Annotated in this window: 25 protein-coding genes; 7 read left to right on the forward strand and 18 right to left on the reverse strand. The window is 68.1% G+C overall.

Annotated features, from left to right (window positions below; genetic code table 11):
• Positions 1-125: 125 nt before the first annotated feature.
• Positions 126-953, reverse strand: coding sequence for an alpha/beta fold hydrolase (locus tag IQ292_RS14430; protein ID WP_203311001.1), 828 nt, complete (start codon positions 951-953; stop codon positions 126-128).
• A 129-nt stretch (positions 954-1,082) separates the two neighbouring features.
• On the opposite strand from IQ292_RS14430, the gene IQ292_RS14435 reads away from it, so the two are divergent.
• Positions 1,083-2,846 carry a DUF885 domain-containing protein gene (locus IQ292_RS14435; protein ID WP_420853700.1) on the forward strand — a complete coding sequence of 588 codons (1,764 nt, stop codon included), beginning with the start codon at positions 1,083-1,085 and terminating at the stop codon, positions 2,844-2,846.
• Between the two features lie 180 nt (positions 2,847-3,026).
• Positions 3,027-3,938 carry a hypothetical protein gene (locus tag IQ292_RS14440; RefSeq protein ID WP_203311002.1) on the forward strand — a complete coding sequence of 304 codons (912 nt, stop codon included), beginning with the start codon at positions 3,027-3,029 and terminating at the stop codon, positions 3,936-3,938.
• A gap of 38 nt (positions 3,939-3,976) precedes the next feature.
• Here the strand turns inward: IQ292_RS14440 and IQ292_RS14445 are convergent, their stop codons facing one another.
• Positions 3,977-5,374, reverse strand: coding sequence for an MFS transporter (locus tag IQ292_RS14445; RefSeq protein WP_203311003.1), 1,398 nt, complete (start codon positions 5,372-5,374; stop codon positions 3,977-3,979).
• A gap of 65 nt (positions 5,375-5,439) precedes the next feature.
• On the opposite strand from IQ292_RS14445, the gene IQ292_RS14450 reads away from it, so the two are divergent.
• A complete protein-coding gene (locus IQ292_RS14450; RefSeq protein ID WP_203311004.1) occupies positions 5,440-7,545 on the forward strand; it encodes a prolyl oligopeptidase family serine peptidase in 2,106 nt (701 codons plus the stop codon).
• A gap of 37 nt (positions 7,546-7,582) precedes the next feature.
• Here IQ292_RS14450 and IQ292_RS14455 read toward each other — a convergent pair whose 3' ends face one another.
• Positions 7,583-8,074 (reverse strand): hypothetical protein, encoded by a 492-nt coding sequence (locus IQ292_RS14455; RefSeq protein ID WP_203311005.1) that lies wholly within the window; start codon positions 8,072-8,074, stop codon positions 7,583-7,585.
• 93 nt (positions 8,075-8,167) lie between these two features.
• Between IQ292_RS14455 and IQ292_RS14460 the strand changes: the two genes are divergently transcribed.
• Entirely contained in the window at positions 8,168-8,503 is a 336-nt protein-coding gene (locus IQ292_RS14460; RefSeq protein WP_203311006.1) for a WYL domain-containing protein, read from the forward strand.
• Positions 8,504-8,530: 27 nt separating this feature from the next.
• Here the strand turns inward: IQ292_RS14460 and IQ292_RS14465 are convergent, their stop codons facing one another.
• Together IQ292_RS14465 and IQ292_RS14470 are read right to left on the reverse strand one after the other, a co-directional pair.
• Positions 8,531-9,091, reverse strand: coding sequence for a glycine zipper 2TM domain-containing protein (locus IQ292_RS14465; protein ID WP_203311007.1), 561 nt, complete (start codon positions 9,089-9,091; stop codon positions 8,531-8,533).
• A gap of 106 nt (positions 9,092-9,197) precedes the next feature.
• Complete coding sequence (locus IQ292_RS14470) at positions 9,198-11,465, reverse strand: ATP-dependent helicase (protein ID WP_420853701.1); 2,268 nt, start codon at positions 11,463-11,465, stop codon at positions 9,198-9,200.
• A gap of 314 nt (positions 11,466-11,779) precedes the next feature.
• On the opposite strand from IQ292_RS14470, the gene IQ292_RS14475 reads away from it, so the two are divergent.
• Positions 11,780-13,042: an MFS transporter gene (locus tag IQ292_RS14475; RefSeq protein WP_203311009.1), complete on the forward strand. Its 1,263-nt coding sequence runs from the start codon at positions 11,780-11,782 to the stop codon at positions 13,040-13,042.
• Positions 13,043-13,087: 45 nt separating this feature from the next.
• Here the strand turns inward: IQ292_RS14475 and rsmD are convergent, their stop codons facing one another.
• Positions 13,088-13,633, reverse strand: coding sequence for a 16S rRNA (guanine(966)-N(2))-methyltransferase RsmD (gene rsmD, locus IQ292_RS14480; RefSeq protein ID WP_203311010.1), 546 nt, complete (start codon positions 13,631-13,633; stop codon positions 13,088-13,090).
• The gene (locus IQ292_RS14485) at positions 13,630-14,970 is read right to left on the reverse strand and encodes a pseudouridine synthase (RefSeq protein WP_203311011.1); all 1,341 of its coding nucleotides are present in this window, start codon (positions 14,968-14,970) and stop codon (positions 13,630-13,632) included. Before IQ292_RS14485 ends, rsmD begins: the two co-directional genes overlap by 4 nt.
• Before the next feature lie 111 nt (positions 14,971-15,081).
• On the opposite strand from IQ292_RS14485, the gene IQ292_RS14490 reads away from it, so the two are divergent.
• Together IQ292_RS14490 and IQ292_RS14495 are read left to right on the forward strand one after the other, a co-directional pair.
• Complete coding sequence (locus IQ292_RS14490; protein WP_203311012.1) at positions 15,082-15,519, forward strand: response regulator; 438 nt, start codon at positions 15,082-15,084, stop codon at positions 15,517-15,519.
• 87 nt (positions 15,520-15,606) lie between these two features.
• Positions 15,607-16,935 (forward strand): AmpG family muropeptide MFS transporter, encoded by a 1,329-nt coding sequence (locus tag IQ292_RS14495; protein WP_203311013.1) that lies wholly within the window; start codon positions 15,607-15,609, stop codon positions 16,933-16,935.
• Positions 16,936-16,937: 2 nt separating this feature from the next.
• On the opposite strand, the gene IQ292_RS14500 is transcribed toward IQ292_RS14495, so the two are convergent.
• The 11 genes from IQ292_RS14500 to IQ292_RS14550 all read right to left on the reverse strand — a co-directional run bounded on the left by IQ292_RS14500 (position 16,938) and on the right by IQ292_RS14550 (position 24,319).
• Positions 16,938-17,366, reverse strand: coding sequence for a DUF6628 family protein (locus tag IQ292_RS14500; RefSeq protein ID WP_203311014.1), 429 nt, complete (start codon positions 17,364-17,366; stop codon positions 16,938-16,940).
• Between the two features lie 71 nt (positions 17,367-17,437).
• Positions 17,438-18,745, reverse strand: a complete 1,308-nt coding sequence (locus IQ292_RS14505; RefSeq protein WP_203311015.1) for a bifunctional folylpolyglutamate synthase/dihydrofolate synthase — start codon at positions 18,743-18,745, stop codon at positions 17,438-17,440.
• 31 nt (positions 18,746-18,776) lie between these two features.
• The gene (gene accD, locus IQ292_RS14510; RefSeq protein ID WP_203311016.1) at positions 18,777-19,634 is read right to left on the reverse strand and encodes an acetyl-CoA carboxylase, carboxyltransferase subunit beta; all 858 of its coding nucleotides are present in this window, start codon (positions 19,632-19,634) and stop codon (positions 18,777-18,779) included.
• Entirely contained in the window at positions 19,631-20,434 is an 804-nt protein-coding gene (trpA, locus tag IQ292_RS14515) for a tryptophan synthase subunit alpha (protein ID WP_203311017.1), read from the reverse strand. Before trpA ends, accD begins: the two co-directional genes overlap by 4 nt.
• On the reverse strand, positions 20,431-20,580 hold the full coding sequence (locus IQ292_RS14520; RefSeq protein WP_203311018.1) for a globin family protein: 150 nt from the start codon (positions 20,578-20,580) through the stop codon (positions 20,431-20,433). The genes trpA and IQ292_RS14520 overlap by 4 nt, the downstream gene beginning before the upstream one ends.
• A gap of 20 nt (positions 20,581-20,600) precedes the next feature.
• Positions 20,601-21,833 (reverse strand): tryptophan synthase subunit beta, encoded by a 1,233-nt coding sequence (gene trpB / locus IQ292_RS14525; RefSeq protein ID WP_203311019.1) that lies wholly within the window; start codon positions 21,831-21,833, stop codon positions 20,601-20,603.
• Positions 21,830-22,465 (reverse strand): phosphoribosylanthranilate isomerase, encoded by a 636-nt coding sequence (locus IQ292_RS14530; RefSeq protein ID WP_203311020.1) that lies wholly within the window; start codon positions 22,463-22,465, stop codon positions 21,830-21,832. Before IQ292_RS14530 ends, trpB begins: the two co-directional genes overlap by 4 nt.
• 43 nt (positions 22,466-22,508) lie before the next feature.
• Entirely contained in the window at positions 22,509-22,931 is a 423-nt protein-coding gene (locus tag IQ292_RS14535) for a GFA family protein (protein WP_203311021.1), read from the reverse strand.
• Complete coding sequence (locus IQ292_RS14540; RefSeq protein ID WP_203311022.1) at positions 22,928-23,302, reverse strand: VOC family protein; 375 nt, start codon at positions 23,300-23,302, stop codon at positions 22,928-22,930. The genes IQ292_RS14535 and IQ292_RS14540 overlap by 4 nt, the downstream gene beginning before the upstream one ends.
• Positions 23,303-23,306: 4 nt before the next feature.
• Positions 23,307-23,978: an orotidine-5'-phosphate decarboxylase gene (gene pyrF / locus IQ292_RS14545; RefSeq protein ID WP_203311023.1), complete on the reverse strand. Its 672-nt coding sequence runs from the start codon at positions 23,976-23,978 to the stop codon at positions 23,307-23,309.
• Positions 23,975-24,319 carry a lipopolysaccharide assembly protein LapA domain-containing protein gene (locus tag IQ292_RS14550; protein ID WP_203311024.1) on the reverse strand — a complete coding sequence of 115 codons (345 nt, stop codon included), beginning with the start codon at positions 24,317-24,319 and terminating at the stop codon, positions 23,975-23,977. Before IQ292_RS14550 ends, pyrF begins: the two co-directional genes overlap by 4 nt.
• Positions 24,320-24,338: the final 19 nt, after the last annotated feature.

Genomic DNA, 24,338 nt, shown 5'->3' on the forward strand with positions numbered 1-24,338 from the left:
CTTCCGTACAGGGAGGGCGGGGCGGCGCGGACTGTAGTCGGGATCGAAGGGCAGGCAAGCGGCGGAATATCGCCTTCCGCCCCGCCCCCGGCCGCAGCCGGAACGACGTGGCGGAAGGCAGATCCTCAGCGGCCCAGGAAGGTCAGCAGGTCGCGCGTCAGCCGCTCGCCCTCCGTCGCGAACAGGCCGTGCGGCGCGCCGTCATATTCGACCAGCTGGCTGTCCGCGATGCCGACCGCCGCCGCACGCGCGGAGGTGTCGATCGGCACCGTCTGGTCCGAGGTGCCGTGAATGATCAGCGTCGGCACGCGGAAGGCGGCGAGGTCGGGCCGGAAATCGGTGTGGCCGAACGATTCCGCGCAGGCGAGCGTCGGCTTCAGACCCGCCATCATCGCCGTCGTGGTGGCCCAGTCGAGGACCGCGTCGCTCACCGGCGAGGTGATGTAGCCGACGCCGAAGAACTGCTTGAAGAAGGTGTCGCGGAAGAAGCCCGCGCGATCCTTTTGGATGCCGGCGCCGATCTGCTGCAAGGTTTCCTCCGGCACGCCGTGCGGATTGTCGTCGGTCTTGAGCATATAGGGCACGACCGAGGCGACCAGCGCGGCCGCCGAGACGCCCTTTCCGTCGTGGCGGCTCATGTAGCGGGCGACCTCGCCGCCGCCCATCGAGAAGCCGACCAGCGTGACGCCGTCGGTGGCGCCCGTCGCTTCGAGCACGTCGGCGAGATCGTCGGTCAGCGTGTCATAGTCGTAGCCGCTCCACGGCTGGCCGGACCGGCCGAAGCCGCGGCGGTCATAGGCGATGGCGCGAAAGCCGGCATCGGCAAGTGCCATCATCTGCGGGTCCCAGCTGTCCGCCGACAGCGGCCAGCCGTGCAGCAGCACGACGGGACGCCCCTGTCCCCAATCCTTGACGTAGATGTCCGTGCCGTCGCGCGTCTTGACGTAAGGCATTGCTTTATCTCCATGGCTTCTGCCGGGAGATGCAACGAGGCCGATCGGGTGCCGTTCCAACGTCTTGGGCTGGCGCAAGCGTACCAACGGTGCCAGCATCGCGCAAAGAAAGACGAATCAGGAGACGACATGCGGCTAAGGATGGCGGTTTCGCTTGCGGCGCTCGCGATGGCGACGGCGGCGTGCCAGGTGAAGGTACAGGATGCGGCCAACGAACAGGCCGCGGCCCAGCCACCGGCCGCTGCGGGCAGCGCGACACAGCAAACCGACTGGTCGCGATTTCGCGACGGCTTCATCGAAGGCTGGTTCAAGCTCGATACCGCCAACGCCGTGTATCAGGGGCGGCACGATTTCGACGGCCAGCTGCCCGACTGGAGCGCGGCGGGGCTCAAGCGTCAGTCGGCGTTCCTTCATCAGGCGATCGACAAGGCGAAGGGCTTCACCGATGCCGCTTTGAAGCCGCAGGAGCGGTTCGAGCGCGATTACCTGATCCAGGTCGCCCGCGGGAAGCTGTTCTGGCTGGAGGACGCCGACCAGCCGCATAACAATCCTGCTTATTATGTCGGCGGCGGCCTCGACCCCAACGTCTATATCGCGCGCCCTTATGCCGACGCACCGACGCGGATGAAGGCGCTGATCGCCTTTCTGACCCGCGTGCCCGCCGCCGCGGCGAACATCCGCGCCAATCTGAAGACGCCGATGCCGCGGTCCTTCGTCGATTACGGCACGGCCGGCTTCAATGGCTTTGCCGATTATTATGTCGGCGATGCGAAGAAGGCCTTCGCGGACGTCAAGGACGCCGGCCTTCAGCAACAGCTGGACCAGGCAGCCGCCAATGCGAGCAAGGCGATGCGCGATCTGGGTAGCTGGGTGGCGAGCCAGAAGGGGAGCGCCACGGGCAATTTCGCGCTCGGTGCCGATCGCTTCCAGCGGATGATTTCGGCCACCGAAGGTGTCGACACGCCGCTCGCGCAGCTCGAGGCGGCGGGCCGTGCCGACCTCCAGCGCAACCAGCAGGCGCTGGCCACCGCCTGCGCGCAGTTCGCGCCGGGGCAGACGATACCGCAATGCATCGACAAGATGGGGGCGAACAAGGCGGCCGACGGCCCGGTGGCGGAGGCCCGCCGCCAGATTCCGACGCTGCGCGCCTTCGTGATCAAGAACGACCTCGTCACCATTCCGGGAACCGAGGAGGCGAAGGTCGAGGAGAGTCCGCCCTACAACCGGCAGAACAGCGCCTATATCGATCCGCCGGGACCGTTCGATAAGGGCATCCCGTCGGTCTATTACATCTCGCCGCCCGATCCCGCCTGGGACAAGAAGACGCAGGACGCCTTCGTGCCCGGCAAGGCGGATCTGCTCTTCACCTCCGTGCACGAGGTGATGCCGGGGCATTTCGTGCAGTTCCTCCACGCCAACCGGTCGCCGTCGCTCTTCGGCCGGCTGTTCGTCGGCTATGCCTTCGCCGAGGGCTGGGCGCATTATGCGGAGGAGATGATGTGGGAGGCCGGGCTCAACAACGGCGATCCCGAAACGCATGTCGGGCAGATCAGCAATGCGCTGCTGCGCGACTGCCGCTTCCTGTCGGCGATCGGCCTCCATGCGCGCGGCATGACGCAGGACCAGAGCCTGAAGATGTTCCGCGAGCAATGCTATCAGGACGAGGGCAATTCGCGCCAGCAGGCGGCGCGCGGCACATACGACCCGGCGTATCTCAACTATACGATGGGCAAGCTGATGATCCGCAAGCTGCGCGCCGACTGGACCGCCAGCCGCGGCGGGCGCAAGGCGTGGAAGGCGTTCCACGACCAGTTCCTGAGCTACGGCGGCCCGCCGATCCCGCTCGTCCGGCGCGAGATGATGGGCGAGGCGACGGCGAAGGCGGTGTTCTAGATAAGGGAAAGGGTAAATCTTCTTGTCGGTTGACACAGCAAGTCTACAAGATCACGCTGGCGTATGCTGATGTGGCGGGTCTGCGGAATATCTTCTGCCCGGTAAAGGAGTCTTGCCGGGCTGGTGATGTAGAACAGGCGGAATACTGACCGACTGCTACGATCATTGGGAGTGACAGGCATGAGGATCGTGAGACCGGCGATCATGATGGCGACGGCGGTGCTGGGCGCTGCCGCCACTTCTCCATGCAACAGTCAGACTCGCGAAGCACCGCCTGTGCAGGCGCGCGGGAACGATGGCGCTCACGAGAGCGACGTGGTCGTGAGAGGATATCGCGACCGGAAAAAGCCCAAGGACCGCGTCAGCATACCCGCGACCGCAAGTGCAGTCACAAACCGCACCAAATTCGGCTATTCCGAACGGCTCGCGAAATGTGTGCTGAAGGGTGATCCCACGACGCTGTACAAACTACGCGTTGTTCTGGATGGCGAAGTGAACACCTGGCGCACCCGGCAGGCGCAGGACTGGCTGGTGCGATCCAACATCACGTGTTCGGAAAACGTCGCCCTGCTGAGTTTTTCGGGTGCGCCCGTACAAGCTGACGAGTCGGCGGCGTTCATCCGTGCCCTTGACGGCGATTTTACGGGAACCCCGCCGTTGATTGAGAGCAGCCCCTTGGGAAGGTCGATCTTCGATCGCGGGGCGCTGGTCATCGCGGCGCTTCATCAATACATGCCCGACCTGACGCTGACCAGAGCTGAGGTCGACGATCCGATCATACAAGCCCGTTTCAATATGCGTGAGCTGGCGCGCAACCGCTTCCGAACCGCGGTCGATCGCCGATACTTCGAGGCGGCCGTCTGCATGGTTCATGCCGAACCCGAGCTCGCGGTGAAACTGGCCATGTCCAGCGGCGTGGCTAGGATGAGCGATGCGCAGGAGCTGCTGATCGACCGGACGCACGCCTGTGTCGGTAACGCGCGTCGTGTGAAGGTCGAGCCTACCCAGTTCAGAATTTATATCGCTGATGCCGTCTATCGTTGGGCGGTTGCGGTTCGCAATACGGCTTCGCTCGTGCCGACAAGCGCCTGAAACCTTAATCGGCCACCGGCGGCTGCGGTGTCCGTCGCTCACCACGACACCTGGGTGCCGGGCTGTTCGTCCTCCGCCTCGTCGCTGCGCGGGTTGCGGATCGAGGGGCGCAGGCGGGCGAGGCTGCACAGGCCGGCGACGAGCGCCAGGCCGGCGGCGATCAGCGGCGGGGTGGCGCCGCCGCCGATGCCCAGGGCGAGCAGCGCGGCGACCAATGTCGCGCCCGTGGTCTGGCCGACGAGGCGGACGGTGCCGACGAGGCCGCCTGCCGCCGCGGCGCGCTCGCGGGGGGCGGAGCCGATGATGAGCCGCGCGTTTGGCGGCAGGAACAGGCCGAAACCCGATCCGCACATCGCCATCCGCCAGGCGATGTCGATATAGGCCGGATCGGCAGGGAGCAGCGCGATCAGAACGAGCGCGACGATCGACACCGCCATGCCGATGCCGCCGAGCAGCCCCGCGGGCACGCGATCGGACAGCCATCCGGCGAGCGGCGCGACGATCATATTGGTGAGCGGCCAGGGCGCGATCGCCGCGCCGACCTCCGCCGCGCTGAGGCCGATTTCGTGCTGGAGCCGGAAGGGAGTCGACAGCAGCAGCGTCATCGACGCGGTGAAGGCGGTGTACGCACCGATCGCCGACAGCGCGATGACGGGGCGACCGAGCAGGTCGATCGGCAGGATCGGCTTCGCCTCGCCGCGCTCGCGCCGGATGAAGATGACGCCGACGAGAGCGCCGACCGCGATGATCGCGGCAGAAACGACCGGGCTGTCGCCGTGCACGGCGCTTTCCGCGCCGCCGATGACGAGGCCGATCATGCCCGCGCACATCACCGCGCCGAGCACGTCGAACGGTTCGTCATGGCTGCGCGGGGCGGGCAAGGCGCGGCCGAGCGCGAGGCTGAGCAGCGCGAACGGCACCGCGCTGGCGAACACCCACGGCCAGGGCGCGATCGACAGGACGAGGCCGCCCAATGTCGGCGCGAGCGCGGCGGAGCTCGACACCACGACCGAATTGATACCGAGCCCGCGGCCGAGCTGTTTGGCGGGATAGATCGAGCGGATCAGTGCCGACGAGACGCTGAGCGCCGCTGCCGCGCCCAGTGCCTGCGCGGCGCGGACGACGACCAGGAAGGGCAGGCTCTTGGCGAAGAAGCAGAGCAGCGTCGCGACCGTGAAGACGATCTGCCCGAACTGATAGGTGCGCTTCAGCCCGAACCGGTCGCCGATGCCGGCGAAGGGCAGGATCATCATTGCCAGGATCAGCTGGTAGACCGTGACCACCGCGACCACCGAGCTGCTTTCGACGTGCAGGTCGCGGGCAATCGTGGGCAGCGCCACGGTCGCGATCCCGCCGTCGATGACGGCGAGCGCGGTTCCGGCGGACAGTGCGGCGATGGCGAAATAGCGGCGGGGCAGGGGCAGGCCGTCGATCATGGCAAAGCGCATTGCGCGCGCCCGAGCGGACGGGCAAGCTGCTGATAATGCCTGGGAGGGACCATATGCTTTTTCGCGCGCTTCTGATCGCCACCTCGATGCTTGCCGCGGCGCCCTCGCTCGCGCAGAGCCAGGCCATGACCAGTGATACCGATCCCTACGTCTGGCTCGAGGACAAGGACGGCGCCAAGCCGCTTGCCTGGGTCGAGGCGGAAAACGCCCGCACGCTGCCGCGACTGCAGAATGATCCGCGCTACCAGACCTTCTACAAGGAGGCGCTGGCGATCGCATCCGCCAAGGATCGCATCCCGATGCCGAGCCAGCTGTACGGCCGCATCTACAATTTCTGGCGCGATGCGGATCATCCGCAGGGCATCTGGCGCTGGACGAGCGAAGCCGATTACGCGCAGCCGGCGCCCCAATGGACGACCGTGCTCGACCTCGACGCGCTGTCCAAGGCGGAGGGCAAGAAGTGGGTGTGGAAGGGTGCGACCTGCCTTCAGCCCGAGGAGCGGCTGTGCCTGGTCGCGCTGTCCGAGGGCGGCGAGGACGCGATCACCTATCGCGAATTCGACCTCGCGAGCGGCCGGTTCGTCGAGGGCGGTTTCGCGCTGCCCAAGTCGAAGCAGGGCGCGAGCTGGCTCGACAAGGACACGTTGCTGGTCAGCCGCGACTGGGGCGCGGGGACGATGACCGCGTCGAGCTATCCATTCGTGGTCAAGATGGTGAAGCGCGGCCAGCCGCTGGAGGCGGCAAGCGAAATCTACCGCGGCCAGCCCGGCGACCAGCTCGGCACCTATGCCGGCGTCATCACCGACGGGCAGGGCAATCGCCTGGTCGTGATCACGCGGCGGACGACCTTCTTCGGCGGCGAGACCTATGTCTGGACGCCGGCCGGCACGCGCAAGCTCGACATTCCGGCGCGCACCTTTCCGGAAGGCATGGTGAACGGACAGGTGCTGTTCCGCACCAGCGACCCGTGGGGCAGGGTGCCGGCGGGCGCGATCGCGTCCGTGCCGCTGGCGGATGTCGAGAAGGGGACGCTGAACCCGACGGTGGTCTTCGCACCCAATCCGCGTCAGTCGGTCGACGAGGTCGTGACCACGCGCGACACGCTGATCCTGGTTTACAACGACAACGTTCGCGGCCGCGCGGCGGTCTACCGACCGGGGGCGAACGGCTGGACGGCGCAGCCGGTCGCGCTGCCCGACAATGCTTCGCTCGGTGTCGCGAGCGCCGACGACAAGAGCGATCATGCCTATCTGACCGTCACCGGCTTCCTGACGCCGACGACGTTGGTGCCGCTCGACGCGGCGGCTGCCCGGGCCGGTGCGCCGGTAAAGACGCTGCCCGCGAAGTTCGACGCGAGCGGGTTGCAGGTCGAACAGCATGAGGCGACGTCGACCGACGGGACCAAGGTGCCCTATTTCATCGTCCACAGGAAGGGCATGCCGCTCGACGGATCGACCCCGACGATCATGACGGCCTATGGCGGCTTCGAGGTGCCGATGCTGCCGGGCTATTCGGCGATCACGGGCAAGTTGTGGCTGGAGCGCGGTGGCGCCTATGTCCTCGCCAACATCCGTGGCGGCGGCGAGTTTGGCCCGGCATGGCATGACGCCGGCCGGATGACCAAGCGCAAGGTGATCTACGACGACTTCGCCAGCGTCGCGAAGGACCTGTTCAGCCGCAAGCTGACCAGTCCACAGAAGCTGGGGATCTATGGCGGGTCGAACGGCGGCCTGCTGATGGGCGTCGAATTCAACCAGCATCCCGACATGTGGAAGGCCGTGACCATCCAGGTCCCGCTGCTCGACATGATGCGGTACGAAAAGATCGAGGCAGGCAAGTCCTGGGTCGACGAATATGGCTCCGTCGACGTGCCGGAGCAGCGCGCGTTCCTGCGCACGATCTCGCCCTATCAGAATATCCGAAAGGGGGCGGCCTATCCGGAGCCCTATATCTGGACGACGACGAAGGACGATCGGGTCGGGCCGCAGCATGCGCGCAAGTTCGCGGCGCGGCTCAAGGAATATGGTCTGCCCTATCTGTTCTACGAGGACACTGCGGGCGGCCATTCGGGCGATGCCGACATCGAGCAGGGCGCGCGGTTGCAAGCGCTCCAGATGACCTATTTCGCCCAAAAGCTCCTCGGGCCGGCCGGCGATTAGTCCAAGGCTCCCCCTCCCGCTCGCGGGAGGGGGCGGATCATGCCAGCGCCTTCGCGAGCTCGGCCTTGGTCATCGTAGACCGGCCGCGAATGTCGCGCTTCTTCGCTTCGGCATAGAGATCGGCCTTGCTGCGGTGGTCGCGATAGGCCGCGGTCTTTTCCGCGACGTCGTCGGGTTGCGCCGAGAATTGCCGCCCCTTGCGGGTGTCGGCCCGCTTCTTGGCGGTCGTCCGGGCGTAATCCTCGTCGCTCAGCGCATCCCGGGCCTTCCTGGGGAGATAGCGCTCGCCGGTCCTGGCGCTTTCCTTGCCCGACTTCGTGCCCCAGTCCTCTTCCGTCCATTCGTGGAGCGCATTGTGCGGGTCCTTCGAGCCCTCATATCCGCCGCCCCGCTTCTTGTATTCGGCGACGGCGAGCTGCGCCTTGCGGGCGGACCACTGGCCCTTGCGTCCCCCTTTTGCGCCGGCGGTCACCTCGGCTTTCACCTTCTCCCACAAAGCGGGATCGCTCTTCGTCGCCGTCTCGCTCATGCTCGACTCCTTGGGGCTGGTTGCGGCAGATGAACGCAGCGTTGCAAAAAGCGTTCTTGCTGCACCGCAGCGCAATTGACTAAGGCGACGAGGATGACCCAGCCCAGCGAAGGCGCACCGTCCGGACCTCTGCCGACCCTTTTCGAGGCGATCGTCCGCCTGAGGGTCGTGACCGCCACATACAACCGCGGCGCCGTCACGCTCGCGCCGCACATCCTCTACACGCGCCACGGCGAGGTCTATGTTGATGCCGTCACCCTCGACCGCGACGGCAAGCCGCCGCGCGAAGAGAAGATGGGCACGTTCAAGCTCGACGGTCTCGGTGATCCCACGATCGTTCAGGACCGGCCATTCTTCCCCAGTCCGCTCTACGATCCCGCGCAGGAGAAATATGCCGGCGTGACGTTGCTCGGCGTCGAGCGGGCCTGAGCTCGCCCGACGCCAAGTCTCACGCTGTCAGCGGCAGCGGATCTCCGACTGGTTCTGGTCGATCGACTTGCCTGCCAGCGCGCCGGCCGCGCCGCCCAGCAGCGTGCCCACGATGCGGCTGTGCCCGCCGTCGATGAGGTTGCCGAGGATGCCACCGGCGGCGCCGCCGACGATCAGGCCGGTCGTGCCGTCGCTGCGGCGGCAATAATAGCGGCCATCGTTGCCGGCATAGACGCGCTCGTCGGGGCTCAGGACGCGCTCGCGATAGCTGCTGCCCGACCGGTAATAGCGGGCCGGGTCATAGCCGTTCTCGTAGCGATCGTCCTCGGCATAGCCCTGGTCATAGGAGCCGGGGATCGGCGCCTGGCGATAGCCGCCCGGTCCGGTCGGCGCGGCGCCATACGACCCGTAGCTGCCGCGCGACGCGCGATAGCGATCGAATTCGGCACGATAACGGGCCAGTTCGGCATCGAAGCGCGCCTGCGCGGCTGCCCAGCGGGCATCGTCGGCGCCGCTCTGCGCGGCAACGGGCGCGGCGGCGGCTAGGGTTGCGGCCGCGGCGGCGGCGGCGATCAGGCGAGCGATCATGTCTGTTCCTCCTCGTGGTACCGGCCGGTGCCGGCAACATCGGCAGACTACGCAGGCGCCGCCTGATCGGTTCCTGAACGGTCCTATCGGCCGACGTGGGGAAGGATCATGCGATCGTCACGAAACTGTCCATCACCCGCTTGCGCCCCGCGCTCTCGAAGTCGATTTCCAGCTTGTTGCCCTCGATCTCGGCGATCGCGCCATAGCCGAACTTCTGGTGGAAGACGCGCATGCCCGTGGACAGGTCGCTGCGGCCCTTGCTGCCAAGGCTCACCGCGCTCGTGCGGCTCTCGACGATGCGGGTCGGTTGCGTGGTGAAGCCGGAGCCTGAACCCGCGGCGCGTTGCCAGCCGGGGCCACGGCCGGTCCCGCGCGCGACGTCGGCGAAGGGGTCGGCGCGTTCCGACCAATTGGCGCGCCACAGGCTCTCGCCCCCCGACATCGTGGTCTCGCTGTCGACATGCTCCGGCGGCAGCTCGCCGACGAAGCGGCTGGGAATGCTCGACGTCCATTGCCCATAGATGCGCCGGTTGGCCGCATGCAGGATCACCGCCAGCCGCCGTGCGCGGGTGATCGCGACATAGGCGAGCCGACGCTCCTCCTCCAGGCTCTTCGTCCCGCCCTCGTCCAGCGAACGCTGCGACGGGAACAGCCCTTCCTCCCAGCCCGCCAGGAAGACGGTGTCGAACTCGAGCCCCTTGGCGGCATGGATCGTCATGATCGTGACCTGGGGATCCTGCGCGCCGCCCTCGTTGTCCATGACGAGGCTGACGTGTTCGAGGAACGCGCCGAGCGATTCATACTCCTCCATGGCACGGACGAGTTCCGAAAGATTTTCCAGCCGTCCCGCCGCCTCGACCGACTTTTCCGCCTGCCACATCGCGGTATAGCCGCTCTCGTCGAGCAGCTGGCGCGCCAGTTCCGCATGCGGCAGTTCGCGCGCCATGTCGCGCCAGCGGGCGATGTCGCCGACCAGGTTGCCCAGTGCGCGCCGTGCCTGGGGCGTCAGCTCGTCCGTATCGAGGATGCGCGCCGACGCGATCGTCAGCGGCAGGCCTTCCAGCCGCGCCAGCTGGTGGATCTTCGCCAGCGCCTTGTCGCCCAGGCCCCTCTTCGGCACGTTGACGATCCGCTCGAACGCCAGATCGTCCGAAGGCTGGTTGACGACGCGCAGATAGGCGAGTGCATCGCGGATCTCGGCCCGCTCGTAGAAGCGAAAGCCCCCGACGATCCGATAGGGGAGGCCGATGGCGATGAACCGGTCCTCGAACTCCCGGGTCTGGTGCTGCGCGCGGACGAGGATCGCGATCCGGTCCAGGCTGGTGCCGCCGCGTCGCGCCGCCTCGATCTCGTCGCCGACGCGGCGCGCCTCTTCCGGCCCGTCCCACACGCCAATGACGCGGACCTTCTCGCCCACGTCGAGCTCCGTCCACAGCGTCTTGCCGAGCCGGCCGCCGTTGTTGGCGATGACGCCGGACGCGGCGCCGAGGATGTGCGGCGTCGATCGATAGTTCTGCTCCAGCTTGATCACCGTCGCGCCGGGGAAGTCACGCTCGAAGCGCAGGATGTTTTCAACCTGGGCGCCGCGCCAGGAATAGATCGACTGGTCGTCGTCGCCGACGCAGGCGATGTTGCGCCGCGCCTGCGCCAACAGGCGCAGCCAGAGGTACTGGACGACGTTGGTATCCTGATACTCGTCGACCATGATGTAGCGGAAGCGCTCCTGATACAGGCGCAGCACGTCCGGATGCGCCTTCAGGATGGTCAGCATGTGCAGCAGCAGGTCGCCGAAGTCGCAGGCATTCAGCGCGCGCAGCCGGTCCTGATATTGCGCATAGAGTTCGCCGCCGCGCCCGTTGGCGTAGCGCTCGCTCTCGCCCGCATCGATGTCGGCCGGGACAAGGCCCTTGTTCTTCCAGTCGTCGATGAGGCCGGCGAGGCTGCGCGCGGGAAAGCGCTTCTCGTCGAGGTCGGCCGCCACGATCAGCTGCTTGAGCAGGCGCAGCTGGTCGTCGGTATCGAGGATCGTGAAGTTGCTCTGCAGGCCCACCAACTCCGCGTGCCGCCGCAACATCTTGGCGCCGATCGCATGGAACGTGCCGAGCCACGGCATGCCTTCCACCGCCTCGCCGACGAGCCGCCCGACGCGCTCGCGCATCTCGCGCGCCGCCTTGTTGGTGAAGGTGACGGCGAGGATCTCCGAAGGCCAGGCCTTTCGCGTCCAGAGCAGATGCGCGAGGCGCGCCGTCAGCGCGGCCGTCTTGCCTGTACCGGCACCCGCCAGCATCAGGACCGGACCCTCCGTGGTCAGCACGGCCTCCCGCTGCGGCGGGTTCAGGCCCTTGAGATACGGCGGATCTTGCACGGGGGTCACGGTGTCGGTCACCGGCGAACAGGTAGGGAACGGCGCGCGGCGGGGCAAGAGCGAAGCGCAGGCTGCGCCGTGGCACAGCCACGCGTCGCACGGAAAAATCGGGGCAGCCGTGATCGACTGCCCCGTAGTTCAGGGAGGATCGGCCGACAGGGGTGGCGACCGAACGTCGAGCCCACAGGGGGAAGGGGGGCATCGACCCGCTCTGATCTAGGGGGGCATTGTTGCGCGAAGATGTCAGGCGTATGCTGGATATGACTTTTATGCGGCGGCCCAGCACCCTTCCGTGGGCAGCCTTGCGCGGTTAGTCTCGGCCGATGCAATCGCCCTCGGTCCGCCGCGTCCTGACTGCCAGCCTCGTCGGTACGGCAGTCGAATTCTACGATTTCTATATCTATGCGACGGCGGCGGCATTGATCTTTCCGACCCTGTTCTTCCCCGGCGAGAGTGCGGCGGCGCGACAGGCGTTGAGTTTCGCCACCTTCGCGGTCGCTTTCCTCGCCAGGCCGGTGGGCGCAGTCGTCTTCGGCCATTTCGGCGACCGGATCGGGCGCAAGTCGACGCTCGTCGCCAGCCTCCTGCTGATGGGCGGTTCGACCGTCGCCATCGCCTTTCTGCCGACCTATGCCCAGATAGGCTGGATCGCGCCGCTGCTTCTGTGTGTCTTGCGGCTCGGCCAGGGCCTGGGGCTTGGCGGCGAATGGGGCGGGGCGGCGTTGCTCGCGGTCGAGAACGCGCCGCCGGAGCGCCGTAACACCTGGGGCATGTTCCCGCCGCTCGGCGCGCCCGTCGGCTTCATCATGGCGAACGGCCTGTTCCTGGTGCTCGGCCTGTTCCTGTCGGATGCGGCTTTCCGCAGCTGGGGATGGCGGCTGCCGTTCCTGCTCAGCGCGGTCCTCGTCGCGCTCGGCCTGTGGGTGCGCCTCAAGCTGACGGAAACGCCTGCGTTCGTCGCGGCGGCGAAGGCGGATGCCCTGCCCAAGGTTCCGGTCGCGACGCTTCTGGCCGGCCATGCCAGGGCGCTCGTCGCCGGAACCGGCGGGGTCGTCGCCTGCTTCGCGCTCTTCTATCTCGCGACCGCCTTCACGCTCAGCTACGGGACCGCGACCCTTGGCTATGGGCGTGAAGCGCTGTTGGGGGCGGAACTGGTGGCCATCCTGTTCCTCGCGGCCGGCATCATCGTCGCGAGCATGCTGGCCGACCGGATCGGCGCGGCGCGCATGCTGGCGACCGGCTTCGGCGGCTGTATCGTGGCGGGTCTGGCGATGGGCTCCATGCTGGGCTCCGGATCGCTGCTGATCGTGTTCGCGTGGCTGGCCTTCGCCCTGTTCGTCATGGGTTTCGCCTATGGCCCGCTAGGCGGCTGGCTGCCCACGCTCTTTCCGGCGGGGGTCCGCTACACCGGCGTCTCGATGACCTTCAACCTTGGGGGGATCATCGGCGGCGCGCTGGCGCCGAATGCGGCGCAGATGCTCGCTCCGCATGGTCTTGGCTGGGTCGGTCTCTACCTCGTGGCGGCGGGGATCGTCAGCCTAGCCGGTCTCGTCCTGCTGCCTCGCCGGGAACGGGCCATGCAATAGCGGACGCAGGGAGGCGGAAGGCGGCCGCGCCGTGCCCGACCTGCGTCAGGGCTGGGAGTCCCGCCGCAGCAGCGTCAGGCGTGCCTTGCCATGCACCCGCGATGCGTCGACCGCGAAGCCAGCCACGGCGATCTCCTCGTCGCGCGCGGTCTCGATGCTGACCCAGCTCGCCGGACCGACCCATCCGAGCCGCGCCAGCTTGTCGAGCGCGACGGCCCCGGCACCGGTGCCGTAAGGCGGATCCATCATCACGAGGTCCAGCGGCGCCGGCGCGGCGCCCAGCGCCATCACCGACGTCGCGCGCACGTCGCCCCGTGCGTCGAGACGGGACAGATTGGCCTTGAGCGCATCCAGCGCGGCGCGATCCTGTTCGACGAAGAGGCACGATGCGGCCCCGCGCGACAGCGCCTCGATCCCCAGCGCGCCCGATCCGGCGAACAGGTCGGCGACCGCCAGTCCCTCGAAACTGCCCAAGCGGCTCGCAAGCATGGAAAATAGCGCCTCGCGCGTCCGGTCCGCGGTCGGCCGGGTGGCGTCGCCCTTGGGCGCGACGAGGGGCCGTCCGCGCCAGGTGCCGGCGATCACCCTCATGAGCGGCCATTCCTCGGCGGACGTCCGCCCTTGCCGCCGCCCCGTGGGGGGCGACCCGGACCGCCGTCGCGCGGCGATCGACCGCCGTCGGTACCCCGCGGTCGGCCAGTGGCATCGCCGCCGCGCGGTGGCCGCCCGACATCGCCGCCGCGCGAAGGGCGCCGGCCGATCTCGTCGGCGGCGGATCGAAGGGATGATTCGCCCGAGGGGCGGCGTTGATGTCCGCTTGCCGCGCGCGGGAATCCCGCACCGCCCGGGGCCGTGCGGTCGGGGCGGCCGACCTGTGTCGCCGTCCGCGGGGACCGTCCGGCATCCGCGCGCGGTGTGCGAGCCGCGACAGTCTCGTCCCGTCGCGGCGACTGCGACGCGCGCGACGCGCGCGCGGGAGCGTCGGCGCCGGCCTGTACGCGGCGCGCCGTGGTCCGGGCCGGTCGAGGCGAGCGGCCGTCTGCATCATCCTGCCGAACCGGGCGCGGCACGCGCGGGTGATCGCCGCCTGATCGATCGCGCGAACGCGCTGCCCGATCGACGGTCGCGGCGGTACGGAAGCCGGGTCGGGGCGCATCGCCGGCAAGATCATCGGGCGCGCCGCCCTTCAGGGTGCGGCGGAACGCGACGAGCTCGTGCTGCTTGACCTCGCCGATCTCTCCCGTCGGCAGGTCGCCGAGCAGGAAGGGGCCGTAGCGGGTGCGGATCAGCCGGCCGACCTGGAGTCCGAGGTGCTCGAGCACGCGACGGACCTCGCGGTTCTTGCCCTCCGTCAGCGTCATCTCGATCCAGACGTTGGCGCCGGTCCGTCGCTCGATATTCGCATCGATCGAGCCGTAGCGTATGCCTTCGATCTCGATGCCGTCCGCCAGATCCTCGAGCTGCGCCTGCGTGACATTGCCATAGGCACGAACGCGATAGGTGCGCTCGACCCCCGTCGATGGAAGCTCGAGCTGGCGCTTGAATCCCCCGTCGGTCGTCAGCAGCAGCAGCCCTTCGGTGTTGAGGTCGAGGCGGCCGACCGGGACGAGCCGCGGCAGATCGCGGGGCAGGCGATCGTAGATCGTCGGCCGACCCCGCGGGTCACGCTCCGTCACCAGCAAGCCGGTCGGCTTGTGGAACAGGAACAGCCGCGTCGGCTCGGGGGCTGCGACCGGATTGCCGTCGACGGTCACGCCGCGCAACGACGGAAGGATGGTCGCAGGCGTAGCGACGAGCGTGCCGTTCAGCGCGACGCGCCCGTCCGCGATCATGCGCTCCACTTCGCGTCGCGACGCGATGCCCGCACGGGCGAGAAGCTTGGCGATGCGGTCGCCCTTGGCGGCACTGGAAGGGGGATTGGGAGCCATCGACCGCCCATAGCCGCATCATCAAAGCGTTGCGAAATTATTTGCGACCGAAGCGGCCTGCGCGCGTTATGTAGCGCGGGCGTAACAAACCGTGCCCGGTGGAGCGGGTAGATGCTGTTCGGCAAGAAGAAGCGCAAGATCATCAAGCTGCTGGTGGTCGAGGATGAACCGCTGGTCGCCTTCGATACCGAGCATTTCCTGTCCGATGCGGGCTACACGGTGGTCGCGACGGTCGATCGCGTCGCGGAGGCATCGAACATCATCCGCTCGGGCACCGCGCTCGATCTGGTCCTGGTGGACGTAAGCCTCGCCGACGGGTCGGGCCTGGATGTCGCGCGTGCCGCCCAGGAACAGGGCGTCCCCGTCCTGTTCGTCACCGGCAATTGCCCCGTGGAGGCGACGGCCTTCGCCGCCGGCTGTCTTAGCAAACCCTATGCCCAGCGCGACCTGCTCGGCACGCTGACTGCGCTCGACGCGCACCTGTCCGGTCACAAGCCGCGGCGACTGCCGAACGGGCTGCGCCTTTTCGAAAGCGCTACGACAGGCTGATCCAACGCATCGCGGCAGGCGCATGGACTTCGCCGGCCCGGACGCTCTATGCGGGTCGCTTGAACTTCGGGGGCGGGTGACGCGATCATGGATCAGGCAAGGCGGCAGTCCTGGTGGGACGGCATCAGGCCCTATACCGAACGCGGACCGATCGCCGCCTTCCTCCTGGGCATCTCCTCCGGTTTTCCCTATGCGATGATTGGTGCGACCCTGACGACGCGGCTTGCTCGCGACGGGATCGACAAGAAGACGGTCACTGCGTTCAGCCTCGCCTTCCTCGTCTACAACCTCAAATTCCTGTGGGCCTGGGTCGTGGACGGCGTGCGCCTACCGATCCTGGGGCGGCTGGGGCAGCGCGTATCCTGGCTGCTTGTTGCAGGGGCGCTGGTCATCGCCGCGGTGGTGAACCTGGCGCTGGTCGATCCGCGCGCCGACATAGCGGCCGCGGCGCTGGCGGCGATCCTGGTGGGCGCTGCGGGCGCGACCTTCGATATCGTCATCGACGCCTATCGCATTGAATTCCTGGAACCGCGGCAGCTTGGGGTCGGCTCGGGCATGAGCCAATACGGCTGGCGCATCGGGTCGGCCGGGGCTGGTGCGCTGGCGCTCGTCGTCGCGGATCGGATGGGCTGGTCGGCGGCCTATATCGCCTGCGCCGCTCTCGCATTGCCCGCAATGATCACCGGGCTTGTCTTCGGCGAACCCCAGCGCCACCGTGAGCCCCAGGAGCGACGCGGGCTGGGCGAGGCGTTACGCGCCGTCTGGGGACCTTTTGTGCAGTTCTTCGCCCGCCCCGGTGCGATGCTCGTCCTGGCGTTCATCCTCATCCACAAGGTCGGCGACACGCTCGCCAACCTGACATTCCGCCTGTTGTTCGACGATCTGAAATTCACGGGCGACGAGATCGCCTTCTACGACGTGTTCGTCGGCTTCCTCGCCTATCTCGTCGGCATCTTCATCGGGGGCGTGCTCTATGCCCGCATGGGGATGAAGCGGTCCGTGCTTCTCGCACTGGTGCTGATGGCGGTATCGAACCTCAGCTTCGCCTTGCTCGCGGCCGCGGGACATTCGACGCTTGGCATGGCCGGCGCGATCGGCTTCGAGAATATCGCGAGCGGCTTCGGTGGTGTCGTGGTGATCGCCTATTTTTCCGCGCTCTGCGATCTTCGTTTCACCGCTGCCCAGTTCGCCCTCATCTCCGCGGCCGCCAGCATTCTCGGCAGGATCGTGACGGGAACCACGGCCGGAGCGCTGATCGAGGCGCTGGGCTATGTAGACTTCTACCTGCTGACCACCGTCGCGGCGCTGCCTGGCGTCGCCCTGTTCTGGTGGATGAGCCGAACCGGGCTCGTCGATCGGTCGATCGGCAGCGCGGGCACGGCAGGCGAGGGGGATGCGCGCGTCGGCGACGCATAGCCCTAGCGGCTGATCGGCCGCCCCTCGTCGGCGAAACATGCCGCGACGGCGGCTGCGCTGGCGAGCACGCCGTCGACCCGGCGCGTCGACAGCAGATCGGCGAGGAGCAGCCGCGCACCCTCGAGTGCGGTCTCGACACGGGCAAGTATCGCCACCAGGGCCTGTTCGGCAGCGGTCATGCGCGCACAGCAGCAGGGGGCGATGGCAATCGTGTCTGCCGCGGCCGCCGCGAGATCGGCCATCAGCGCGCGCATCAGGATCAGTGGCCGACGGAAGCCCTCGCCGAAAGCGGCGATGAACACGTGCGCCGCGCGGGCATCGGCAAGGCCGTGCGCGCCCATGCGACGGATCGCGACGAGGATCAGTCGCGTGTTGGGGCAGACGGGCAGATGGTGCGGTAGCGGCGCAAGCAAGGCTTTGACGTCGTCCATGAGGTGCGACTCCTGAATACGAGCCACACCTTCCCGCGCCTGCTATTGCAAGTCAATCGCATAAATGTGGGTCAGTCCGGCGCCTCGCCGTTCAGCCGGAGCGCTTCGCCCGCAAGATAGAGGGACCCGGCGATCAGCACGACGCAATCGCCGTCGATCCGGTCGAGCGCCGCGGCGAGGTTCGGCTCGGTCGTTGCGCTTATCCCCAGTTGCTGCGCACAGGCGGCGAGGTGCGCCGGCGGGTGGCATTCATGCCCCTCCACCGGGATCGCGATCACCCGCGACAGGCCCGGTGCGAGCAGCCGCAACACGCCGGGCGCGTCCTTGTTGGCGAGCATGCCGATGACCATCACCACCGGCCTTCCCTTGGCGATGCCGCGCAACGCCCGCGCCACGGGCAGCGCGGCGGACGGATTGTGCGCGCCGTCCAGCCACAAGTCGCTCGCCCCGGTCAGGCGATCACGCAGCGGCCCGGCCGCCAGACGCTGCATGCGCGCGGGCCATTGCGCCCATTGCGATGCCGCGCGCAGGGCTGCTTCCGGGACGTTCACTGCCGCCTGGTGACGCAACATGGCGATCGCGAGGGCGAGGTTGCGCGACTGGTGCGGGCCGATCAGCCGGGGCCGCGGCGCCGACAGCGCGAAGCCGGCATCGCGGTACCGCATCGTGGTCCGGCCGCTCTCGCTCCACCAGTCGCGGTTGCGCGCGAAGACCGGTGCACCGGCTGCCTCCGCCAGGGCGGCGACCCGCTCGCGGGCAGGGCGCGGATAGTTCATCGTGATCAGCGGCACGTCCCGCTTGGCGATGCCGGCCTTCTCGCCCGCGATGTCGACCAGCCGGCTGCCCAGGAACGCCTGGTGATCCAGGCCGAGCGCCGCGATGCCCGTCACCGCGGGACGGGCGATCACGTTCGTCGCGTCGAGTCGGCCGCCCAGTCCGACCTCGACGATCGCCGCCGCCGCCGGGCTACGCGCAAAGGCCAAAAAGGCGGCGGCGGTCGTCACCTCGAAGAAGCTCGGCGCGATCCCGTCCGCGTGGTCGAGCACTTCGGCGAGCAGTGCCGCGAGCGCTGCGTCTTCGATCAGCCTGCCGGCGACGCGGATACGCTCGTTGAACCGCACGAGGTGCGGGCTGGAAAAGACATGCACCTCATGGCCCGTGGCCTCGATCGCGGCGCGCAGGAAGGCGCAGGTCGAGCCCTTGCCGTTCGTGCCGGCGACGTGGAAGACCGGCGGCATCGCATGATGCGGATCGCCCAGCCGCGAGAGCAGCCGGGTGATCCTGTCGAGCCCCAGTATGTCGGCGCCCGGCGAGAGCCGCGACAGCCGATCGAGTTGCGCCTGGACCGCGGGGTCGGTGGATGTCGCGTGGTCGGGCATCGTCCGTTCGCTTCCGCCGGAGCGAGGAGGCTCAGGCCGCCTTGGCGCTCGGCTTCAGGTAACCGATGACCGTCGCCAGCCGCTCGCGCAGGTCCTTGCGATGCACGACCATGTCGAGCATCCCGTGGTCGAGCAGATATTCGGCGCGCTGGAACCCCTCCGGCAGCTTCTCGCGGATGGTACTCTCGATGACGCGCGCGCCGGCGAATCCGATCAGCGCGTTGGGCTCGGCGATCTGGACATCGCCGAGCATGGCGTAGCTGGCGGTCACGCCGCCGGTCGTCGGGTCGGTGAGCACGACGATATAGGGCAGGCCGGCGTCATGCAGCATCTGGATCGCGACGGTGCTGCGGGGCATCTGCATCAGGCTGAGAATACCCTCCTGCATGCGCGCGCCGCCGGCGGCGGTGAAGATGAGATAGGGCGCCTGGTCGGCGATCGCCGCCTCCACGCCCCGCACGAACGCCTCGCCGACCGCGAGGCCCATCGAACCGCCCATGAAGGCGAAGTCCTGCACGCCCATGACGACGCGGTGGCCGTAAATCGTTCCGCGCGCGTTGATCAGCGCATCCTGCTCATGCGCGCTGCTCCGCGCCGCCTTCAGGCGATCGGTATAGCGCTTCGAGTCCCGGAACTTGAGCGGGTCTTCCGGAACCTTGGGCGCGGGCAGTTCCTGGCAGCTGTCGTCGTCGAGTATCTGCTGGAAGCGCAGCTTGGGGCCGATACGCTCGTGATGGTCGCATTTCGGGCAGACGTAGAGGTTCTCCTCCAGCTCCTTGGTGAAGACCATCTGGCCGCAGCCCTTGCACTTGTGCCAGAGATTCTCCTCCGACGTTTCGCGCGTGGTGACGCGCGACAGCGCATTGCGGACGCTGGTGATCCAGCTCATTGCTTCATGCCTTTCCGGGCGGTCGTGAGGGCGACCGCGAGCGATTGAATATAGGGTAGGACGGCCGACGGCGCATCCGTACCGTGGGCGGCGACGATCTCGACGATGGCGGAGCCGACGACGACGCCATCCGCGACCGCGCCGATCGCCGCAGCCTGTTCGGGCGTGCGGACGCCGAACCCGACCGCGATCGGCAGGGCGGTCGCGGCCTTGAGACGGCTGACGGCCGCGTCGATCGACGCCTGTGCCGCCTGCTGCAGGCCGGTTATGCCGGCGACCGAGACGTAATAGAGGAAGCCCGACGCACCATCCAGCACCTGCGGCAGCCGTGCGGCGTCGGTCGTCGGGGTGGCAAGGCGGATCGGCGCGATACCGAACGCGCGCAGTGCGGGGCCGAGCGCATCGTCTTCCTCGGGTGGCACGTCGACGCAGATGACGCCGTCGACGCCCGCATCCGCGGCGGCCGCGGCGAACCACTCCGGGCCGCGGCGCAGCATCGGGTTGGCGTAACCCATCAGCACGAGCGGCACGTCGGCATGACGTGCGCGGAACCCGCGTGCGATCTCCAGGATATCGGCGGTGCGCGTCCCGGCGGCGAGGCTGCGGACATTGGCGGCCTGGATCGCCGGTCCGTCCGCCATCGGGTCGGTGAAGGGCATGCCGAGCTCGATCACGTCGGCGCCGCCCGCGACCAGCGCGTCGAGGATCGCGGGCGTCGCATCGGGCGTCGGATCCCCCGCGGTGACGAACGCCACCAGCGCCGGTCGACCCTTTGCGAAGGCAGCGGGGAGACGGTTCATCGGCGATAGGCTCCGATCGCGAGTTGGGACGCACCGATGCCGAAGCCGACCGCCAGGGCGGACGTGACGTGCGCATTGTTTGTCAGCGTGCCGACGAACAGGCTCGTCACCCCTTCCACCGATCCTGCGACGAGGGTACCCAGCAAGAATCTCTTCCAGTTCCGGGTCATATCGCCACGCCCAGCGCGCTGGCGACGGTGAAGATATCCTTGTCGCCGCGGCCGCACAGGTTGACGAGGATGCGTGCGTCGCGCGGCATGTTGCGCGCGCGACGGGTCACGGCAGCGATAGCGTGGCTCGGCTCCAGCGCGGGGATGATCCCTTCGGTCCGGCACAGCAGCTGGAACGCGTCGAGCGCTTCTGCATCCGTCGCGCTGTCATATTCGACGCGTCCGATGTCGCGCAGCCAGGCATGTTCCGGCCCGATGCCCGGATAGTCGAGACCGGCCGAAATCGAATGGCCCTCCGCGATCTGGCCGTCTTCGTCTTGGAGGAGATAGGTCTTGTTGCCGTGGAGCACGCCGGGGAAACCGCCTGCCAAACTGGCGGCATGCTCGCTTCCGCCGAGGCCGTGACCCGCCGCCTCCACCCCCAGCATCGCGACCTCCGGGTCGTCGAGGAACGGGTGAAACAGGCCGATCGCGTTCGATCCGCCGCCGATCGCCGCGACGAGCAGGTCGGGCAGCCGGCCGGTGCGGGCCACCATCTGCGCCCGCGCCTCGCGTCCGATCACGCTCTGGAAGTCGCGCACAAGTTCGGGATAGGGGTGTGGGCCCGCGGCGGTGCCGATGATGTAGAAGGTGTCGTGGACGTTCGCGACCCAGTCCCGCAGCCCCTCGTTCATGGCATCCGACAGCGTCGCCGCGCCGCTGGTCACCGGGCGGACCTCCGCGCCGAGCAGCTTCATGCGGAAGACGTTGGGCTGCTGCCGCTCGACATCCTTGGCGCCCATGTAGATGACGCAGGGAAGGCCGAAGCGCGCACAGACCGCGGCGGTCGCGACGCCGTGCTGGCCGGCCCCCGTCTCCGCGATGATCCGCGTCTTGCCCATGCGGATCGCGAGCAGGATCTGGCCGATGCAATTGTTGATCTTGTGCGCGCCGGTGTGATTGAGCTCGTCGCGCTTGAACCACACCTCCGCGCCCATGCCCTCCGGCGCGCTTTCGCGCAGCGCCGCCGTCAGCCGTTCGGCATGGTACAAGGGGCTGGGCCGGCCGACATAATGTTCGAGCAGGTCGTCGAACTCGGCGCGAAAGGCGGGGTCCGCCTTCGCGCGGCGGTATTCGCTGTCGAGATCGAGGATCAGCGGCATCAGCGTCTCGGCGACATAGCGGCCGCCGAAAGCGCCGAAATGACCGCGCTCGTCGGGTTGCGTGCGGAAGCTGTTCGGAGCGTTCATAGCTGCGCCGCTTTAAGGAAGGCGACGATCTTGTCCACATCCTTGACCCCCGGTGCGCGCTCGACGCCCGAGGACACGTCGACCAACGGTGCCCGCGTCCGACGGATCGCCTCCGCGACGTTGACGGGGTCGAGCCCGCCGGAGAGAGCCCAGGGGAGGGGATGCGCGAAGCCGTCAAGCAGCGCCCAATCGAATCGCAGCCCCATGCCTCCCGGCAGGCTGGCACTTTCCGGCGTCTTGGCGTCGTAGAGGATCCGGTCGGCCGCACCGACGAAATGCCGGGCAAGGTCGAGGTCGGCGCGCGTCTTTACGGGCACTGCCGCCCAGGCTTCGAGGCCCAGCCGCGCGCGGATGGCGGCGGCGCGCGCGGGTGCGGTCTTGTGGAGCTGGATCGCATCCAGCCGGCCTGCCGCCGCCGCCTGATCGAGCAGGGCATCGTCGGGATCGACGAACACGCCGACGCGGCGGACGCGTGCCGGCACGCGCGCGGCAAGACCCGCGGCGCGATCGAACGGAAGGTCGCGGGGCGAGGGGGCGAAGAAGACGAAGCCGACGTGGCTGGCGCCGACGCCGATCGCCGCGTCGAGCGTCTCGGGCGTCGACAGGCCACAAATTTTGGTGAGGGCGGACATGGCGCAGGCGCTAGCGGTTATGCGACCGCGGCGCAAAGCCCGTTCAACGCTCGATCGGCTCGTAGCGGAGGATGCCGGCAATGCGCTCCCCGCCGCCGTCGGAGGGGTGATGGATGCCGTCGTTGACCGGAACCACACGGAAGTCGAACGGGCTGATGCCGTCGAGACAGGCGGCATTGACGCCGAACTCACCGCCGTTCGATCGGCGGCGGTGGTGCGTGTAGATGCCGCAGGTCCGGCAAAAATGATGTTCCGCGGCGCCCGTGTTGAACCGATAGGTCGACAGCTGTTCGGCGCCCGAGGTAATCTCCAGATCCCCGACCCTGGCGGTCAGCGCCACGGCACCGCGCATCCGGCAATAGGAGCAGTCGCAGCGACGCGCCGCTGCCAGCCCGCCGGTCAGGCGGACGGCGAAGCGCACAGCCCCGCAGTGACAGCCGCCGGCATGTTCCGCATCATCGCTCATCGCGGTCCGTCACGCCCGGCGGGCGATTCCGCCTCGCAGACATGCCACAGCACGCCAGCCGGATCGACGAGCATGCCCACGCGCATACCCCACGGCTTCACCTCCGGCGCCATGGGTTCGCGTATGCCGAAGCGCTCCGCAAGTCCGTCCGTCCGTCGCCACCAGGCGTCCAGATCGTCGACGAACAGCTGGTGCATCGAATTTCCGGCCCAGTCTTCCTGATAATAATTCTGGAGCAGGAACCCGGCACCCTCATAGTCGAGGATCGCCACCGTCTCGTCGGCATACACGCGCTTGAAGCCGATCGCCTCGTAGAAAGCCTGCGACCGCGCGAAGTCCTTCGACGGCAGGAAGGGGCGGATCGTCGCCATGGCGTCAGAGCGTGGCGCCGATGGCCCGCGCGGCCGTGTCCGGGTCTTCGGCCTGGGTGATCGGGCGGCCGATGACGAGCACGGAGGCACCGGCGTCGAGCGCGGCGCGCGGCGTGACGACGCGCTTCTGGTCGCCGACCTGGCCGTCCGCCGGGCGCACGCCCGGAACGACGAAGAACCCCTTGGGCCAGAAGGACTTTGCCGCGGCCACTTCGGCACCAGAGCATACGATGCCGTCGATGCCCGCGTCATGGGCCAGTTCCGCAAGCCGCAGCACATGATCGTGCGCGCTGCCCGAAACGCCGGTCGCGGCGAGATCGTCGGCGTCGAGGCTGGTCAGCATCGTCACCGCCACCACCTTCGTCTGCGGTGGCGCGGCGGCCTTGGCATCTTCCAGCATCGCCCGACCACCCGACGCGTGGACCGTCAGGATGGCCGGCGCCAGCGGGGTGAGCGCCATCACCGCCTTGGCGACGGTGTTGGGGATGTCGTGTAGCTTCAGGTCGAGAAAGACGGGGAGGCCGAGCGCCTCCATCTCGCGCACCCCCGCCTGGCCATGCGCGCAGAAGAATTCGAGGCCGAGCTTCAGCCCGCCGACATGATGGCGCACGCGGGTCGCCAATGCCTTGGCCCGTGCGAGGTCCGGCGTGTCGATCGCGACATAGATCGGGCTCACAGCAGGCGCCCCTCGGCGGCGACCGCCTCGTCGATGGGGAGCGCATCGCCCGCCGGGGCGATGGGCAGCGCAGACACCGGCGCCGGCGGCACGGCGCGCAGATCGGCCAGCATGCGCTCGCTGTTGGTCAGACGCTGGCGCAGCCGCCAGCGCACGGCGCCGAGGTAGAGATAGGTCGGCAGGAAGCCGAGCAGGAAGGTGACGAGCAGCAGCAGCGGGAGGTTCACGTCCGCGATCAATCCGCCCCACAGGTTGATCTGGATGCTGGTCCAATTGCCATAGGTGAAAAGCGCCGCGACGAAGGCGAGCAGGAACCAGAACAGGATCTTGAGGAACTGCATGCGGAACTCCCGGAGGGTA

The sequence above is a fragment of the Sphingomonas beigongshangi genome, assembly GCF_016820445.1.
In the GTDB taxonomy this organism is placed as follows: domain Bacteria; phylum Pseudomonadota; class Alphaproteobacteria; order Sphingomonadales; family Sphingomonadaceae; genus Sphingomonas; species Sphingomonas beigongshangi.

Coding starts and splice junctions, on each gene's coding strand:
- accD (WP_203311016.1), bottom strand. CDS start 19,634: ATGAGCTGGATCACCAGCGTCCGCAATGCGCTGTCGCGCGTCACCACG.
- IQ292_RS14540 (WP_203311022.1), bottom strand. CDS start 23,302: ATGGCGACGATCCGCCCCTTCCTGCCGTCGAAGGACTTCGCGCGGTCG.
- IQ292_RS14495 (WP_203311013.1), top strand. CDS start 15,607: ATGGATCAGGCAAGGCGGCAGTCCTGGTGGGACGGCATCAGGCCCTAT.
- IQ292_RS14455 (WP_203311005.1), bottom strand. CDS start 8,074: ATGAGCGAGACGGCGACGAAGAGCGATCCCGCTTTGTGGGAGAAGGTG.
- IQ292_RS14465 (WP_203311007.1), bottom strand. CDS start 9,091: ATGATCGCTCGCCTGATCGCCGCCGCCGCCGCGGCCGCAACCCTAGCC.
- IQ292_RS14475 (WP_203311009.1), top strand. CDS start 11,780: ATGCAATCGCCCTCGGTCCGCCGCGTCCTGACTGCCAGCCTCGTCGGT.
- IQ292_RS14535 (WP_203311021.1), bottom strand. CDS start 22,931: ATGAGCGATGATGCGGAACATGCCGGCGGCTGTCACTGCGGGGCTGTG.
- trpA (WP_203311017.1), bottom strand. CDS start 20,434: ATGAACCGTCTCCCCGCTGCCTTCGCAAAGGGTCGACCGGCGCTGGTG.
- IQ292_RS14550 (WP_203311024.1), bottom strand. CDS start 24,319: ATGCAGTTCCTCAAGATCCTGTTCTGGTTCCTGCTCGCCTTCGTCGCG.
- IQ292_RS14490 (WP_203311012.1), top strand. CDS start 15,082: ATGCTGTTCGGCAAGAAGAAGCGCAAGATCATCAAGCTGCTGGTGGTC.
- IQ292_RS14430 (WP_203311001.1), bottom strand. CDS start 953: ATGCCTTACGTCAAGACGCGCGACGGCACGGACATCTACGTCAAGGAT.
- trpB (WP_203311019.1), bottom strand. CDS start 21,833: ATGAACGCTCCGAACAGCTTCCGCACGCAACCCGACGAGCGCGGTCAT.
- IQ292_RS14485 (WP_203311011.1), bottom strand. CDS start 14,970: ATGGCTCCCAATCCCCCTTCCAGTGCCGCCAAGGGCGACCGCATCGCC.
- IQ292_RS14460 (WP_203311006.1), top strand. CDS start 8,168: ATGACCCAGCCCAGCGAAGGCGCACCGTCCGGACCTCTGCCGACCCTT.
- IQ292_RS14505 (WP_203311015.1), bottom strand. CDS start 18,745: ATGCCCGACCACGCGACATCCACCGACCCCGCGGTCCAGGCGCAACTC.
- IQ292_RS14440 (WP_203311002.1), top strand. CDS start 3,027: ATGAGGATCGTGAGACCGGCGATCATGATGGCGACGGCGGTGCTGGGC.
- IQ292_RS14450 (WP_203311004.1), top strand. CDS start 5,440: ATGCTTTTTCGCGCGCTTCTGATCGCCACCTCGATGCTTGCCGCGGCG.
- rsmD (WP_203311010.1), bottom strand. CDS start 13,633: ATGAGGGTGATCGCCGGCACCTGGCGCGGACGGCCCCTCGTCGCGCCC.
- IQ292_RS14435 (WP_420853700.1), top strand. CDS start 1,083: ATGCGGCTAAGGATGGCGGTTTCGCTTGCGGCGCTCGCGATGGCGACG.
- IQ292_RS14530 (WP_203311020.1), bottom strand. CDS start 22,465: ATGTCCGCCCTCACCAAAATTTGTGGCCTGTCGACGCCCGAGACGCTC.
- IQ292_RS14445 (WP_203311003.1), bottom strand. CDS start 5,374: ATGATCGACGGCCTGCCCCTGCCCCGCCGCTATTTCGCCATCGCCGCA.
- IQ292_RS14500 (WP_203311014.1), bottom strand. CDS start 17,366: ATGGACGACGTCAAAGCCTTGCTTGCGCCGCTACCGCACCATCTGCCC.